This is a genomic window from Parageobacillus caldoxylosilyticus NBRC 107762 (assembly GCF_000632715.1).
Taxonomy (GTDB): domain Bacteria; phylum Bacillota; class Bacilli; order Bacillales; family Anoxybacillaceae; genus Saccharococcus; species Saccharococcus caldoxylosilyticus.
Genome location: NZ_BAWO01000004.1, coordinates 20236 through 35587, shown reverse-complemented (window position 1 = coordinate 35587; position 15352 = coordinate 20236). Strand labels below are relative to the sequence as shown.

The following is a 15352-nucleotide window of genomic DNA, read 5'->3' as shown; positions in this document are numbered from 1 at the left end:
GAGCCGAGCTAGACAAAAAGAAAAGCGGAGGCGAGCTGCCTAACCGCGACGGGCAAATGTTTTTCGCCTGCGGAAGTGCTTGTCACGATATTCGCATCAAATAAACAGAAACAACGAAAGACAGGGGATGTGAAGACGATGGATGTAAAAACGATTATGGTCATCGGTGCCGGACAAATGGGTTCCGGTATTGCGCAAGTGTGTGCAATGGCAGGATACGACGTTTTCCTACATGATATTAGCCAACAACAAATCGACAAAGGATTGGCGAATATCGAAAAATTATTGTCGCGCCAAGTGGAAAAAGGAAAAATGACGGAAGAGGAAAAAGCGGCGACACTAGGGCGCCTCACTCCTTCCAATGATTTGCAAAACGCGGCGAAAGCCGATTTAGTCATTGAAGCGGTCGTTGAAAACATGGATGTGAAAACAAAATTGTTTGCCGAACTCGATCAAATCGCTCCGACGCATACGATTTTGGCGACAAACACGTCTTCGCTGCCAATTACGGAAATCGCAGCGGCGACGAAACGCCCGGAAAAAGTGATCGGCATGCATTTTATGAATCCGGTTCCGGTCATGAAGCTAGTCGAAATTATCCGCGGGCTGGCGACGGCGGATGAGGTGTATGAGACGATTGAAGCGATTACGCGCAAGTTGAATAAAGTACCAGTCGAAGTCAACGACTTTCCGGGCTTTATCTCCAACCGCGTCTTGATGCCGATGATCAACGAAGCGATTTATGCGTTATATGAAGGAGTTGCGACAAAAGAAGCGATCGACGAAGTGATGAAGCTTGGCATGAACCATCCGATGGGGCCGCTGACATTAGCTGATTTCATCGGTTTGGATACGTGTCTGTACATTATGGAAACGCTTCATGAAGGGTTTGGCGATGATAAATACCGTCCATGCCCATTATTGCGCAAATACGTGAAAGCCGGCTGGCTCGGCCGCAAAACAGGCAGAGGATTTTACACATACGAGTAATCAGCAAAGAAGGTGGCATACATGAATTTACACTTTACGGAAGAGCAAGAAATGATGCGGAACATGGTGCGCGAGTTCGCGCAAACGGAAATCGCGCCATTTGTGGAACGCATGGAGCAAGGCGAATTTCCACGTCCGATTTTAAACAAAATGGCCGAGCTCGGGCTGATGGGCATTACCGTTCCGGAAGAGTACGGCGGTGCCGGGATGGACTTTGTTTCCTACATTATCGCCATCCATGAAATTTCGAAAGTAAGCGCGACGGTCGGCGTCATTTTATCGGTGCATACGTCGGTCGGCACCAATCCGATTTTATACTTCGGAACGGAGGAGCAAAAGAAAAAATATGTGCCGAAGCTGGCCAGCGGCGAGTACCTAGGGGCGTTTTGCCTCACCGAACCGGGTGCCGGCTCCGATGCGAAAAGCTTAAAAACAAAAGCGGTCCGCCAAGGCGACTACTACCTTTTAAACGGTTCGAAAATTTTCATCACCAACGGAGGCGAGGCGGATACGTATATCGTCTTTGCCCGCACCGACCCGAATGAAAAAGGCAGCCGCGGCATTTCTGCTTTTATCGTTGAAAAAGATACGCCAGGATTTATCATCGGCAAAGATGAGAAAAAAATGGGGCTGCACGGTTCACGGACGGTACAAATTACGCTGGAAGACGCGAAAGTGCCGGCGGAAAACTTGCTTGGCGAGGAAGGTCAAGGCTTTAAAATCGCGATGGCCAACCTCGATGTTGGACGCATCGGCATCGCCGCGCAGGCGCTTGGCATTGCCGAAGCGGCGTTAGAACATGCGACCGCTTATGCGAAAGAACGCATCCAGTTTGGCAAACCGATCGCCGAGCAGCAAGGTGTCGCTTTTAAGCTCGCTGATATGGCGACTGCGGTCGAAGCGGCGAAACTGCTTGTCTATCGCGCGGCATTTTTGCGGGCGCAGGGCCTGCCATGTGGAAAAGAAGCGTCGATGGCAAAATTGTTCGCTTCAAGAACGGCGATGGAAAACGCGATCGAAGCGGTGCAAATCTTCGGCGGCAACGGCTATACGAAAGATTATCCCGTCGAACGGTTGTTCCGCGATGCAAAAATTTGTGAAATTTACGAAGGAACAAGCGAAATTCAACGTTTGGTCATTAGCAAATACTTAACGAAAAAGTAAGGCAACATAACCATCAGCATTTATAAATGGGGGATCGGGATTATGAATTTTCAATTAAGCGAAGAACATGAAATGATACGAAAAATGGTGCGCGAGTTTGCCGAAAAGGAAGTGGCGCCGACAGCGGCGGAACGAGATGAAGAAGAACGGTTTGACCGCGAAATTTTTAATAAAATGGCTGAATTAGGCTTGACCGGAATTCCATGGCCGGAAGAGTACGGCGGCATCGGCAGCGACTATTTGGCATATGTCATTGCGGTGGAAGAATTGTCAAAAGTATGCGCTTCTACTGGGGTCACGCTATCGGCGCATATTTCCCTGGCCAGCTGGCCGATCTACAAATTCGGTACGGAAGAACAAAAGCAAAAATACTTGCGCGCCCTTGCGACAGGGGAAAAACTCGGCGCGTACGGCCTTTCCGAGCCGGGCGCCGGTTCGGATGTGGCCTCGATGAAAACGAGGGCGGTGCGCGAAGGCGACTACTATGTACTAAACGGTTCAAAAGTATGGATTACCAACGGCGGCGAAGCGGAAATTTATGTCGTCTTTGCTGTTACCGATCCGGAAAAACGCCATAAAGGCATCAGCGCGTTTATTGTCGAAAAAGGTACGCCGGGATTTTCGATCGGCAAAAAAGAGAAAAAGCTCGGCATTCGTTCCTCGCCGACAACTGAGCTCATTTTTGAAGACTGCCGCATTCCGAAAGAAAACTTGCTCGGCCAAGAAGGGGAAGGCTTTAAAATCGCAATGATGACGCTTGACGGCGGCCGCAACGGCATTGCGGCGCAAGCGGTCGGCATTGCCCAAGGAGCGTTGGACGCAGCAGTTGAATACGCCAAACAACGGGTGCAATTTGGCAAGCCGATCGCCGAGCAGCAAGGCGTTGCCTTTAAATTGGCCGACATGGCAACGGCGATTGAAGCGGCGCGCCTGCTGACGTATCAGGCAGCATGGCTCGAATCCAACGGCCTGCCGTATGGCAAAGCATCGGCGATGGCGAAGCTATTTGCCGGCGATACGGCGATGAAAGTAACGGTCGATGCCGTGCAAATTTTCGGCGGCAACGGCTATACGAAAGACTACCCGGTCGAACGGTTTATGCGCGATGCGAAAATTACGCAAATTTACGAAGGAACGCAAGAAATTCAACGCCTTGTTATTTCGCGGATGCTTACTAGATAAGCATCCGTGCCATTGCAGGTGGTCAAGATGAAAAAACGGGAAGTGATTGCATCCGTCAAAGATGAGAAACTTGTCAAAAAGCGCCGTAACCAAATGATTAAAGGAGCGATTTCCTTATTTAAACAAAAAGGATTTCACCAGACGACAACAAGGGAAATCGCTAAAGCTTCCGGATTTAGCATTGGCACGCTGTATGAATATATCCGCAAAAAAGAAGACATCCTCTATCTCGTTTGCGACCGCATTTATGATGAAGTGCGCGAACGGATGGAAAAAGACATCGACACCCACCATGGCACGATCGAAAGCTTTAAGTTAGCGATCGCCCGCTATTTCAGAGTCATCGACGATTTGCAAGATGAAGTGCTCGTTATGTACCAGGAAGTAAAATCGCTCAGCAAAGAATCGCTGCCATACGTGCTCAACAAAGAAATCCAAATGGTCGGCATGTTTGAAAACATTTTGCAGACATGCGTCAACAACGGCGTATTTCAGCTGACGGAGGAAGAAATCAAACTGTTCGCTCACGACATTTTCGTGCTGGGACAAATGTGGGCGTTTCGACGCTGGGCGCTGAAAAGACTATATACGCTTGATGAATATATTGAACTGCAGACGGAATTGCTGCTAAAGGGGATTATGAAGAAACGGTCATCATGATTAAAGGGGGAGGAAAGGATGGCACATATTTATCGTCCGAAACATCACGTGCGGTTTGTGACGGCGTCAAGCTTATTTGACGGCCATGACGCGTCGATTAACATCATGCGCCGCATTTTGCAGGCGAGCGGCGCGGAAGTCATTCATTTAGGGCACAACCGTTCCGTAGATGAAATTGTCAATGCCGCGATCCAGGAGGATGTGCAAGGAATTGCTGTCTCCTCTTATCAAGGCGGGCATATGGAATTTTTTAAATATATGTACGACCTGCTGCAAGAGCGCGGCGCTTCCCATATCCGCATTTACGGCGGCGGAGGCGGCGTCATTATTCCGCGCGAAATCAAGGAGCTGCATGAATACGGCATCGCCCGCATCTTTTCGCCGGAAGACGGCCGCCGCTTTGGGCTGCAAGGCATGATTAACATTATGCTCGAAGAATGCGATTTTCCGACCGTTACCGAAATCACTGACGAATTAGAACGGCTCCCAAATGGAGATGTCCAAGCGATCGCGCGTTTAATTACGTTATGCGAAAGCCGCGTCGATGTTTCAAGCGAAGCGGCGGCAGCGGCGGAGGCGGCGCTAGAAAAGGTGAAAACGATGGCCAAAGCGGTGCCGGTTCTCGGCATTACCGGCACGGGCGGAGCAGGGAAAAGCTCGCTGACCGATGAGTTAGTGCGCCGTTTCTTAAACGAAATTCCAGATATCAAAATCGCGATTTTATCGATTGATCCGACGAAACAAAAAACGGGCGGCGCTTTGCTTGGCGACCGCATCCGCATGAATGCCATCAACTCGCCGCGCGTCTATATGCGCAGCCTAGCGACGCGCAATTCCCGCTCGGAGCTGTCGCTTGCGATTCGCGATGCCATTTCTGTTGTCAAAGCGGCAGGTTTTGATTTAATTATCGTCGAAACGAGCGGAATCGGCCAAGGCGATGCTGCGATTACGGAAATATGCGATATTTCGATGTATGTCATGACGAGCGAATTCGGCGCGCCGACGCAGCTTGAGAAAATCGATATGATTGACTACGCCGATTTAATCGTCATCAACAAATTTGAGCGCAAAGGGTCGGAAGATGCGAAACGCCAAGTGCAAAAACAATATCAGCGCAGCCACCAGCTATTTGATAAAGATCTTTCGGAAATGCCGGTCTACGGCACGATCGCCAGCCAATTTAACGATCCGGGAACGAACACGCTGTTTGTCGCACTGGTCGACCTGATCAATCAAAAAGCGGGAACGAACTGGAAAACGAACTTGAAAACGGTAGCGAACGTCGAAAAGCATAACGTCATCATTCCAAGTGAGCGGCGCCATTACTTGCGGGAAATTACGGAAACGGTCCGCAACTATCATAAGCGCGTCGAACAACAGTCCGAACTCGCGCGCCGTCTTTTCCAAATTGAAGGGGCGATCGAAGCCGCAAAAGAACGCGGCGAAAGCGAAGAAGTGATCGCGGCGCTCGAGGCACTCAAGCAGCATTATGAAAACGAACTCACGCCGGAATCGAGACGGATTCTTGCGTCATGGGAAGATTTGAAAGCGAAATATGCGGGAAAACAGTTTGTGACCAAAGTGCGCGATAAGGAAATTGTTACCGACTTAACGACGAAAAGCTTGTCGGGACTCGATATTCCGAAAGTGGCGTTGCCGAAATTTAAAGATTACGGCGAAATTTTGCGCTGGGTATACAAAGAAAACGTCCCAGGCTCATTCCCATATACAGCCGGCGTCTTTCCGTTCAAGCGGCAAGGCGAAGATCCGAAACGGCAGTTTGCCGGCGAAGGCACGCCGGAGCGGACGAATCGGCGCTTCCACTATCTCTGCAAAGAAGATAAAGCTAAGCGGTTAAGCACCGCGTTCGATTCGGTTACGCTGTATGGCCAAGACCCGGATTACCGTCCGGATATCTTTGGTAAAGTTGGTGAAAGCGGCGTCAGCGTCTGTACGCTCGATGATATGAAAAAGCTGTATAAAGGCTTTGATTTGTGTGATCCGCTGACATCGGTATCGATGACGATCAACGGTCCGGCGCCGATTATTTTAGCGATGTTTATGAACACGGCGATCGACCAGCAAGTCGAAAAGCGGGAAAAAGAGCTAGGCCGTCCGCTGACGGAAGAAGAATACGAAGAAGTAAAAGCGTATACGCTGCAAACGGTGCGCGGCACAGTCCAAGCTGATATTTTAAAAGAAGACCAAGGGCAAAATACGTGTATTTTCTCGACCGATTTCGCCTTGAAAATGATGGGCGACATTCAAGAATATTTTATTAAGCATAAAGTGCGCAACTATTATTCGGTATCCATCTCGGGCTACCATATCGCCGAAGCGGGCGCCAATCCGATTACCCAGTTGGCGTTTACGCTCGCCAACGGCTTTACGTACGTCGAATATTATTTAAGCCGCGGCATGAAAATCGATGATTTCGCGCCAAACCTTTCCTTCTTCTTCAGCAATGGTCTAGATCCGGAATATTCGGTGATCGGCCGTGTGGCGCGCCGCATTTGGGCGATCGTCATGCGCGAAAAATACGGGGCAAACGAACGGAGCCAAAAGTTAAAATACCATATTCAAACATCCGGCCGTTCGCTCCATGCGCAGGAAATCGATTTTAACGATATCCGCACGACGCTGCAGGCGTTAATGGCGATTTACGATAACTGCAACTCGCTTCATACGAACGCCTATGACGAAGCGATCACCACACCGACCGAGGAGTCGGTCCGTCGGGCGATGGCGATCCAGCTCATCATCACGAAGGAGTTTGGTCTGGCGAAAAATGAAAATCCGCTTCAAGGCTCGTTCATTATTGAAGAGCTGACCGATTTAGTAGAAGAAGCGGTATTGCAGGAATTTGAGCGCCTCAGCGACCGCGGCGGCGTGCTCGGCGCAATGGAAATGCAATATCAGCGCGGAAAAATCCAAGAAGAATCAATGTATTACGAGACGAAAAAACACAGCGGCGAGCTTCCGATCATCGGCGTCAATACGTTCCTCAATCCGAATCCGCCGTCGGAAGAGGAATTAAACAACATCCAGCTCGCGCGTGCAACATATGAAGAAAAAGAATTGCAAATTAAAAACTTGCGTGAATTCCAAGAGAGAAATAAAGATAAGGTGGAGGCGGCGCTAGAGCGGCTTAAGCAGGTGGCGGTAAGCGGCGGCAATATTTTCGAAGAGTTAATGGAAACAGTGAAAGTCGCCAGCCTTGGACAAATTACACGCGCCCTTTATGAAGTGGGCGGGCAATACCGCCGCAACATGTAAATGCGGAAAAGGAAATCGCTTGCCGATTTCCTTTTTTCGTGCCATAAAACGAGAAATGGCCGCGGGAAATGTAGGTGAGGGCAATGGTCCGTACCCTATCAAACATCAAAGCTAGAAATGTGCATTTTTTTCTGCAAATAGGTAGCATAAACAGCAAGAATTTGTTTATAATGAATGGTATGTATTCAACTCGCATTCATTCGTTAGTTTATTACGTAGAAGGGGAGTGCCGAATTTGAGTCTGCAGCAATACTCTCAAGAGGAATTGCGGGAAATGTCATTCGTGGAACTCGCTAGTCTCATTTTGTCAGAAAAAAGGGAAGCGTTATCGTTCCAACAGCTTGTAGACGAAGTTGCTGCGCTAATTGGTTTATCGGAGCAGGAAGTAAAACAGCGGCTTGCTCAGTACTATACAGATTTAAATATCGACGGGCGTTTTATTTGCGTCGGGGAAAATGTCTGGGGGCTGCGTACTTGGTATCCGTTTGATCAAACGGAAGACGAAACGGTCATGGTGACGAAGCCGAAGAAGAAAAAAGTGCTTGATGATGAGTATGATGATTACGATGATCTTCTTGATGAAGAAGATATCGATTACGATGATCTCGACGAATATGACGAGGACGATCTTGATTTGGATGAAGATGAGCTTCTTGAGGACGACGAATTTGATCTCGACGATGATGTCGAGTTTGACGATGAAATTCTTGACAACGATGAGTTCGGCTTAGGAGATGATGAGCTGGACGAAGAGCTCGAGATCGATGACCCTAAAGAAGACGGATAATATTCTCTTGACTTTGCCAATAGAACTAGATAGAATTTTATTTGGGCTCTTAAAAACAGGAAAAACTATATCGCTCCCTTACATATTGTAAGCGGAGCGTTTTTTATTTGTGTTATTGGCACACACTGAAACTGCTACATGCAATTTGGCAAGGGGGAAGACAAGATGACAAAATATATTTTTGTGACTGGCGGTGTCGTATCCTCGTTAGGAAAAGGGATTACGGCGGCATCGTTAGGCCGGCTGTTAAAAAACCGAGGATTAAATGTCACGATCCAAAAGTTTGACCCGTACATTAATGTCGATCCGGGAACGATGAGTCCGTATCAGCACGGTGAGGTGTTTGTGACGGACGACGGTGCGGAAACAGACCTTGATTTAGGCCACTACGAACGTTTTATCGATATCAACTTAAACAAATACAGCAACGTCACGACCGGAAAAATTTATTCCGCTGTAATCAGAAAAGAGCGCCGCGGCGACTACTTGGGCGGAACGGTGCAAGTCATTCCACACATCACGAATGAAATTAAAGAACGGGTCTTCCGCGCCGGCCGCGAAACAAACGCCGATGTCGTCATTACAGAAATCGGCGGCACGGTCGGCGATATCGAGTCGTTGCCGTTTTTAGAAGCGATCCGCCAAATAAAAAGCGATGTTGGCCGCGAAAACGTGATGTACATTCATTGCACACTCGTTCCGTATATTAAAGCGGCTGGCGAAATGAAAACAAAACCGACGCAGCATAGTGTCAAAGAATTGCGCAGCCTCGGCATTCAGCCAAACGTCATCGTCGTCCGCACGGAAATGCCAATGCCGCAAGAAATGAAAGAGAAAATCGCGCTATTTTGCGATATTGATCCGAAGGCAGTCATTGAAGCGCGCGACGCCGATACGTTATACGCGGTTCCGCTGATGCTTCAGGAGCAAAAACTCGACCAAATTGTTTGCGACCATTTGAAATTAAACTGCAAGGAAGCGGACATGACGGAATGGAAGGCGCTGGTGGAAAAAGTGCGCAATTTGTCGCGGACAACGAAAATTGCGCTGGTCGGAAAATATGTCGAACTGCAAGACGCCTACATTTCCGTCGTCGAAGCGCTGCGCCATGCCGGATACGCGTTTGACACCGATATCGATATTAAATGGATTAACTCTGAACATGTCAATCGGGAAAATGTCGCCGAATTGTTAGGCGATGCGGACGGCATTCTTGTGCCGGGGGGATTTGGCGACCGCGGCATTGAAGGAAAAATTGAAGCAATCCGCTATGCGCGTGAACAAAAGGTGCCGTTCCTTGGCATTTGCCTCGGCATGCAGCTTGCTTCCATTGAATTTGCCCGCAATGTCGTCGGGCTAAAAGAGGCGCATTCCGCGGAATTTGACCCGAATACGCCGCATCCGATCATCGACTTGCTGCCGGAACAAAAGGATATCGAAGATTTAGGCGGCACGCTGCGTCTCGGTCTGTATCCTTGCAAGCTTCAAGAAGGAACGCTTGCTTATGAAGCGTATCAGGATGAAGTGATTTATGAACGCCATCGCCACCGTTATGAGTTCAACAATCATTACCGGCAAATGATGGAGCAGCACGGCTTCGTCTTTTCCGGGACAAGCCCGGACGGCCGGCTTGTTGAAATTATTGAACTAAAAGACCACCCATGGTTTGTCGCCGCCCAATTCCATCCGGAATTTACATCGCGTCCGACAAGACCGCAGCCACTGTTCCGCGAATTCGTTAAAGCGTCACTAAAACAATAACGACGCAAAGCAAAACAGGACTATCTTGCATACGGCGAGATAGTCCTGTTTGTTTACTGTGCGTATTCTTCTAAGATGTCATCCATCGTAAGCAGCAGGCAATAGTAGGCAAACGAAGCCGTAATCACCGTCGGCATGCCGATGCGGCTGCCATCGTCTTTCGGAATGACCGGTTTCAGCAATTTACTATCGATATGGACATCGACAATGTCAACTAGTGATGGTTGCTCGTCTTTGACAACAGCGGAAATAGCGGCAATTTCAAGACCTTGTTCTTTTAAGCGTTCGGCAAGGCTGATGGCGTCTTTATCATTGGAAAATCGCGCAATCAATAAAACGCGGTCCGTTTCATCAATATCATCGCGCAGGCGGCCGTTTTCCATTAACCGGGCTGCTTTTGGCAGCGGATCCGGTCCGTAAAGCGCTTCAATCACGACCGCTTCCATTTCATGAAAACCGTGAAGCAAAATGCGGCCGTCGCCGATCACTGCCTGTGCGAGCAGACGCGCTCCGTCTTCGAGCGCCAGCTCTTCTTCTGCGGCAATTTTTTGCAAAAAGCCGATTGTTTGTGTCGCGAAAATTTTCACTATTCGTCCTCCCTTCGTTGCCTATTATACAAAAAACAATGAACGGATGGGAATTTGGCGAAATGGCGAAAAAATCGGCAGGAAATATAGTAGGGAAATGCGAAACTATTAAGGTGGAAGAAAAAAACAAATGAATTGAGGTGCATAATAGATGAGTAAAAAAATTTTGATTGTCGATGATCAATACGGAATCCGCATTTTATTAAACGAAGTGTTTCAGCGGGAAGGCTATACGACATACCAGGCGGCAAACGGGATGCAGGCGCTCGAAATTGTCCGCAAACACCGACCTGATCTCGTATTATTGGATATGAAAATACCTGGCATGGACGGCATTGAAATACTAAAGCGGTTAAAAGAAATTGATCCTGATATAAAAGTCATTATTATGACCGCTTACGGGGAGCTTGACATGATTCAGGAAACAAAGGAATTAGGAGCGATTATGCATTTTGCCAAACCGTTTGATATTGACGATTTGCGCACGGCTGTAAAGAAACATTTAGTGTCATAAATTTGTCTAAAGTGACAATGTTGCTGTTTTCTTTGTAAGTTGGTATGCTTATAGCGTAGGACAATTTTACGCCTTTCATACATACCCTTGTTGGAATGGCGCATAGCTATGTTTAGGAAAGGCGATGACGTTAGAACATAAGGAGGATTTGGCAATGCCTTTAGTATCAATGACAGAAATGTTGAACAAAGCGTTGCGCGAAAAATACGCTGTCGGCCAATTTAACATTAACAACTTAGAATGGACACAGGCGATTTTAGCGGCGGCGGAAGAAGAAAAATCACCGGTCATTCTCGGCGTGTCTGAAGGTGCAGCGCGTTATATGAGCGGCTTTAAAACAGTCGTCAATATGGTTAAAGGCTTGATGGAAGATATGAATATTACCGTTCCAGTGGCGATCCACCTTGACCATGGTTCCAGCTTTGAAAAATGTAAAGCAGCTATTGACGCCGGTTTTACTTCCGTTATGATTGACGCCTCCCATCATCCGTTTGAAGAAAACGTCAAAATCACTTCGCAGGTCGTCGAATACGCACATGCGCGCGGCGTATCGGTAGAAGCGGAGCTAGGAACGGTCGGCGGGCAGGAAGACGATGTCGTCGGTGAAGGCATTATTTATGCGGATCCGAAAGAATGTGAAGAATTAGTCAAACGGACAGGCATTGACTGTTTAGCACCTGCTTTAGGTTCGGTTCACGGTCCATACAAAGGAGAGCCAAAGCTAGGGTTCACTGAAATGGAGCAAATTCGCGATTTAACCGGTATTCCGCTTGTGCTGCACGGCGGTACGGGCATCCCGACCGAACAAATTCAACGCGCCATTTCCCTTGGCACCTCAAAAATTAACGTCAATACGGAAAACCAAATCGCGTTTACAAAAGTCGTCCGCGAATTGTTAGCGAAAGACGAAAAAGTATATGATCCGCGCAAAATTATCGGCCCAGGCCGCGACGCAATTAAAGCGACGGTCATCGGGAAAATGCGTGAATTTGGCTCTTCTGGAAAAGCAGTACAATAACCAGCAAAAAAGAAAAACCGCTTGACGGGTAACGTCACTGCGGTTTCTCTTTCTTGCCCCATCAAGGATAAAGGAGGATATCGCCATGAAGTTTTTTATCGATACAGCCAATTTGGAAGAAATTAAAAAGGCGAATGAGCTTGGCATTTTAGCCGGAGTGACGACCAACCCGAGCCTTGTGGCCAAAGAAAACGTTTCGTTTCATGACCGCCTTCGCGAAATTACGTCCATTGTATCGGGATCGGTAAGCGCAGAAGTCATTTCCACCGATGCGAAAGGAATGATTGAAGAAGGCGAAGAATTGGCAAAAATTGCGCCAAACATTACGATCAAGGTGCCAATGACACCGGAAGGGCTGAAAGCGGTAAAAGTATTTAGCGAAAAGGGCATTAAGACGAACGTGACATTAGTGTTCACCGCCAACCAAGCGCTGTTAGCAGCACGTGCTGGAGCAACGTATGTATCCCCGTTTCTCGGCCGTTTAGACGATATTGGTCATAACGGTTTCGAGCTGATTTCCACGATCGCCGACATTTTCAATATCCACGGAATTGACACAGAAATTATCGCAGCATCGATTCGCCATCCGCTTCATGTGACAGAAGCAGCGCTAAGAGGAGCACATATCGCGACGGTCCCGTACAAAGTATTGATGCAATTGTTTAACCATCCGCTTACAGACCAAGGGATTGAAAAGTTTTTGGCTGACTGGAACCGGCAAAAACAGCAGTGAACGGCAATCAATAAACTAAGAGTCAACTTCTCATCAAAGAAGGGAGACTATAATGGAAAAAATCAAAATTATTGGCGGGGATCCGCTGCAGGGGACCATTAAGGTGAGCGGCGCGAAAAACAGCGCCGTCGCCTTGATTCCCGCGACGATTCTCGCCGATTCACCGGTTACGATCGAAGGACTGCCGGACATTTCTGATGTGCGCATTTTAGGGAGCTTAATTGAAGAAATTGGCGGATCGTTCCATTTTGACGGCAAAGAGGCGGTCATCGATCCGACAAATATGGTGCCGATGCCGCTGCCGAATGGAAAAGTAAAAAAATTACGCGCCTCGTATTATTTAATGGGAGCGATGCTCGGTCGTTTCAAAAAAGCGGTCGTCGGCTTGCCGGGCGGCTGCCATTTAGGTCCGCGCCCGATTGACCAGCATATTAAAGGCTTTGAGGCGTTGGGGGCGAAAGTAACAAACGAGCAAGGCGCAATTTATTTGCGTGCCGAAGAATTGCGCGGCGCCCGTATTTTTTTGGATGTTGTCAGCGTTGGAGCGACGATCAACATCATGTTGGCGGCAGTGCGCGCCAAAGGTCGGACGATTATTGAAAACGCTGCAAAAGAACCGGAAATTATTGATGTGGCGACTTTGCTGTCCAATATGGGCGCCAAAATTAAAGGCGCCGGGACGGACGTCATTCGCATCGACGGCGTCGAAAAATTATCGGGCTGCCACCATTCCATTATTCCTGACCGCATTGAGGCCGGCACGTATATGATTGCCGCTGCGGCGATGGGAAAAGAAGTAATCGTCGATAACGTCATTCCGCAGCACGTCGAATCGTTGACAGCAAAATTGCGCGAAATGGGTGTTCGTGTGGAAACAAGCGATGACCAAATTCTCGTCGCAGGGGTGCCGTCATTAAAAGCCGTTGATGTGAAAACGCTTGTATATCCAGGTTTTCCAACGGACTTACAGCAGCCGTTTACCGCTCTTTTATGCAAAGCGCATGGCACGAGCGTTGTTACGGATACGATTTATAGCGCCCGCTTTAAACATGTCGATGAGCTTCGCCGCATGAATGCCAACATCAAAGTCGAAGGCCGTTCGGCTATCATCACCGGTCCCGTTCAACTGCAAGGGGCAAAAGTAAAAGCGAGCGATTTGCGCGCAGGCGCGGCGCTGGTCATTGCCGGCTTGATGGCAGAAGGACTTACAGAAATTGCCGGAGTCGAGCATATTGACCGCGGCTACAGCAATCTTGTCGAAAAGTTGACGAATATTGGGGCGACAATTTGGCGGGAAAAAATGACGGACGAAGAAGTCGAACAGATCAAAAACGCATAAATCCAGGCAACAAAGGGAAGGGGAGAAGTCCATATGGAAAGAAGTTTATCGATGGAGCTTGTCCGTGTCACGGAAGCAGCCGCCCTCGCTGCCGCCAGATGGATGGGGCGCGGCAAAAAGAACGAAGCAGATGATGCCGCCACATCAGCGATGCGCGATGTGTTTGATACAATTCCGATGAAGGGGACCGTAGTGATCGGAGAAGGAGAAATGGATGAAGCGCCGATGCTATATATCGGTGAAAAACTTGGCAACGGTTACGGTCCGCGCGTCGATGTCGCCGTTGATCCGCTCGAAGGAACGAATATCGTTGCATCCGGCGGATGGAACGCCTTAGCCGTCGTCGCTGTCGCTGATCACGGCAATTTGCTGCATGCCCCTGACATGTACATGAATAAAATTGCCGTCGGTCCGGAAGCAGTAGGGATGATTGATATCGAGGCTCCGGTCATCGACAATTTAAAAGCGGTGGCGAAAGCGAAAAACAAAGACATTGAAGACGTTGTCGCCATCGTATTAAATCGCCCTCGCCACGAACGGCTCATCGCTGAGCTGCGCGAAGCAGGGGCACGCATCAAGCTGATTAATGACGGCGATGTCGCCGCTGCCATTAACACGGCATTTGACCATACGGGTGTCGATATTTTATTCGGTTCTGGAGGGGCGCCAGAAGGGGTATTGGCGGCGGTCGCCTTGAAATGCCTCGGTGGCGAAATTCAAGGCCAGCTATTGCCGCAAAATGATGCAGAAGTGGAACGATGCAAAAAAATGGGCATTGACGTCAACAAAGTGCTTCGTATGGAAGACTTAGTCAAAGGGGACGATGCGATTTTTGCCGCCACTGGTGTAACCGACGGAGAACTGTTGCGCGGTGTGCAATTTAAAGGAGCATACGGTCTCACCCATTCCGTTGTCATGCGGGCCAAATCGGGGACGGTTCGCTTTATTGAAGGTCGGCACAGCTTAAAGAAAAAGCCGAACTTAGTCATTAAGTAAATGCACTGTGAGCGGGGGAGAAAGGATGATCGTCGCCCCCGTTTATTTTTACCAGAATTGCTGTGCAGACTCCGCTTCAACGAGTAAAGGGAGGAAGTGGGAGAGGAATTGGCTTCATTTTTATCCTTTCGATCTTCCAATTTGAACGCAAGTATCCATACTCACAGCGAAGTGTTGCGATTAACCGCTAAAACAGCGGAGATCGCCTGCTAATTTTCGCCTCCATAAAGGTGACGGCGCAGGAGTCTTCCGCCTCTAAACGCAGTGTAGGTGGGAGAAGTTCAACGCATACTTAAAAAACTATTGATTAAAAAACGGCAAAAAGGGTAAAATAGTCATGCTGCA

The 15352-nt window shown here is 48.6% G+C and carries 13 protein-coding genes; 12 read left to right on the top strand and 1 reads right to left on the bottom strand.

The window, feature by feature from the left end; translation table 11 throughout:
* Nucleotides 1–138 precede the first annotated feature (138 nt).
* The 7 genes from GCA01S_RS01865 to GCA01S_RS01835 all read left to right on the top strand — a co-directional run bounded on the left by GCA01S_RS01865 (nucleotide 139) and on the right by GCA01S_RS01835 (nucleotide 9820).
* Nucleotides 139–990, top strand: a complete 852-nt coding sequence (locus tag GCA01S_RS01865; RefSeq protein ID WP_042406821.1) for a 3-hydroxybutyryl-CoA dehydrogenase — start codon at nucleotides 139–141, stop codon at nucleotides 988–990.
* Nucleotides 991–1011: 21 nt separating this feature from the next.
* Complete coding sequence (locus tag GCA01S_RS01860; protein WP_017436908.1) at nucleotides 1012–2154, top strand: acyl-CoA dehydrogenase; 1143 nt, start codon at nucleotides 1012–1014, stop codon at nucleotides 2152–2154.
* Between the two features lie 42 nt (nucleotides 2155–2196).
* The gene (locus GCA01S_RS01855) at nucleotides 2197–3336 is read left to right on the top strand and encodes an acyl-CoA dehydrogenase (protein WP_017436907.1); all 1140 of its coding nucleotides are present in this window, start codon (nucleotides 2197–2199) and stop codon (nucleotides 3334–3336) included.
* Nucleotides 3337–3363: 27 nt separating this feature from the next.
* Complete coding sequence (locus GCA01S_RS01850) at nucleotides 3364–3996, top strand: TetR/AcrR family transcriptional regulator (protein WP_042406819.1); 633 nt, start codon at nucleotides 3364–3366, stop codon at nucleotides 3994–3996.
* An 18-nt stretch (nucleotides 3997–4014) separates the two neighbouring features.
* The gene (gene icmF, locus GCA01S_RS01845) at nucleotides 4015–7272 is read left to right on the top strand and encodes a fused isobutyryl-CoA mutase/GTPase IcmF (protein ID WP_042406818.1); all 3258 of its coding nucleotides are present in this window, start codon (nucleotides 4015–4017) and stop codon (nucleotides 7270–7272) included.
* A 235-nt stretch (nucleotides 7273–7507) separates the two neighbouring features.
* Nucleotides 7508–8059 carry a DNA-directed RNA polymerase subunit delta gene (rpoE, locus tag GCA01S_RS01840; RefSeq protein ID WP_174407467.1) on the top strand — a complete coding sequence of 184 codons (552 nt, stop codon included), beginning with the start codon at nucleotides 7508–7510 and terminating at the stop codon, nucleotides 8057–8059.
* Nucleotides 8060–8224: 165 nt separating this feature from the next.
* Nucleotides 8225–9820 carry a CTP synthase gene (locus GCA01S_RS01835; protein ID WP_042406814.1) on the top strand — a complete coding sequence of 532 codons (1596 nt, stop codon included), beginning with the start codon at nucleotides 8225–8227 and terminating at the stop codon, nucleotides 9818–9820.
* A gap of 53 nt (nucleotides 9821–9873) precedes the next feature.
* On the opposite strand, the gene GCA01S_RS01830 is transcribed toward GCA01S_RS01835, so the two are convergent.
* Nucleotides 9874–10407 carry a DUF2529 domain-containing protein gene (locus GCA01S_RS01830; RefSeq protein ID WP_017436902.1) on the bottom strand — a complete coding sequence of 178 codons (534 nt, stop codon included), beginning with the start codon at nucleotides 10405–10407 and terminating at the stop codon, nucleotides 9874–9876.
* A gap of 151 nt (nucleotides 10408–10558) precedes the next feature.
* Here GCA01S_RS01830 and GCA01S_RS01825 point away from each other — a divergent pair, with 151 nt between their 5' ends.
* From GCA01S_RS01825 to glpX, 5 genes are all read left to right on the top strand, one after another.
* Nucleotides 10559–10921: a response regulator gene (locus GCA01S_RS01825; protein WP_017436901.1), complete on the top strand. Its 363-nt coding sequence runs from the start codon at nucleotides 10559–10561 to the stop codon at nucleotides 10919–10921.
* Between the two features lie 154 nt (nucleotides 10922–11075).
* Complete coding sequence (locus GCA01S_RS01820) at nucleotides 11076–11939, top strand: class II fructose-bisphosphate aldolase (protein WP_042406810.1); 864 nt, start codon at nucleotides 11076–11078, stop codon at nucleotides 11937–11939.
* An 85-nt stretch (nucleotides 11940–12024) separates the two neighbouring features.
* Nucleotides 12025–12672 (top strand): fructose-6-phosphate aldolase, encoded by a 648-nt coding sequence (fsa, locus tag GCA01S_RS01815; RefSeq protein ID WP_017436899.1) that lies wholly within the window; start codon nucleotides 12025–12027, stop codon nucleotides 12670–12672.
* Nucleotides 12673–12724: 52 nt separating this feature from the next.
* Nucleotides 12725–14011: a UDP-N-acetylglucosamine 1-carboxyvinyltransferase gene (locus GCA01S_RS01810; RefSeq protein ID WP_017436898.1), complete on the top strand. Its 1287-nt coding sequence runs from the start codon at nucleotides 12725–12727 to the stop codon at nucleotides 14009–14011.
* Nucleotides 14012–14044: 33 nt separating this feature from the next.
* Nucleotides 14045–15007, top strand: a complete 963-nt coding sequence (glpX, locus tag GCA01S_RS01805; protein WP_017436897.1) for a class II fructose-bisphosphatase — start codon at nucleotides 14045–14047, stop codon at nucleotides 15005–15007.
* The last annotated feature ends 345 nt before the right edge of the window (nucleotides 15008–15352 follow it).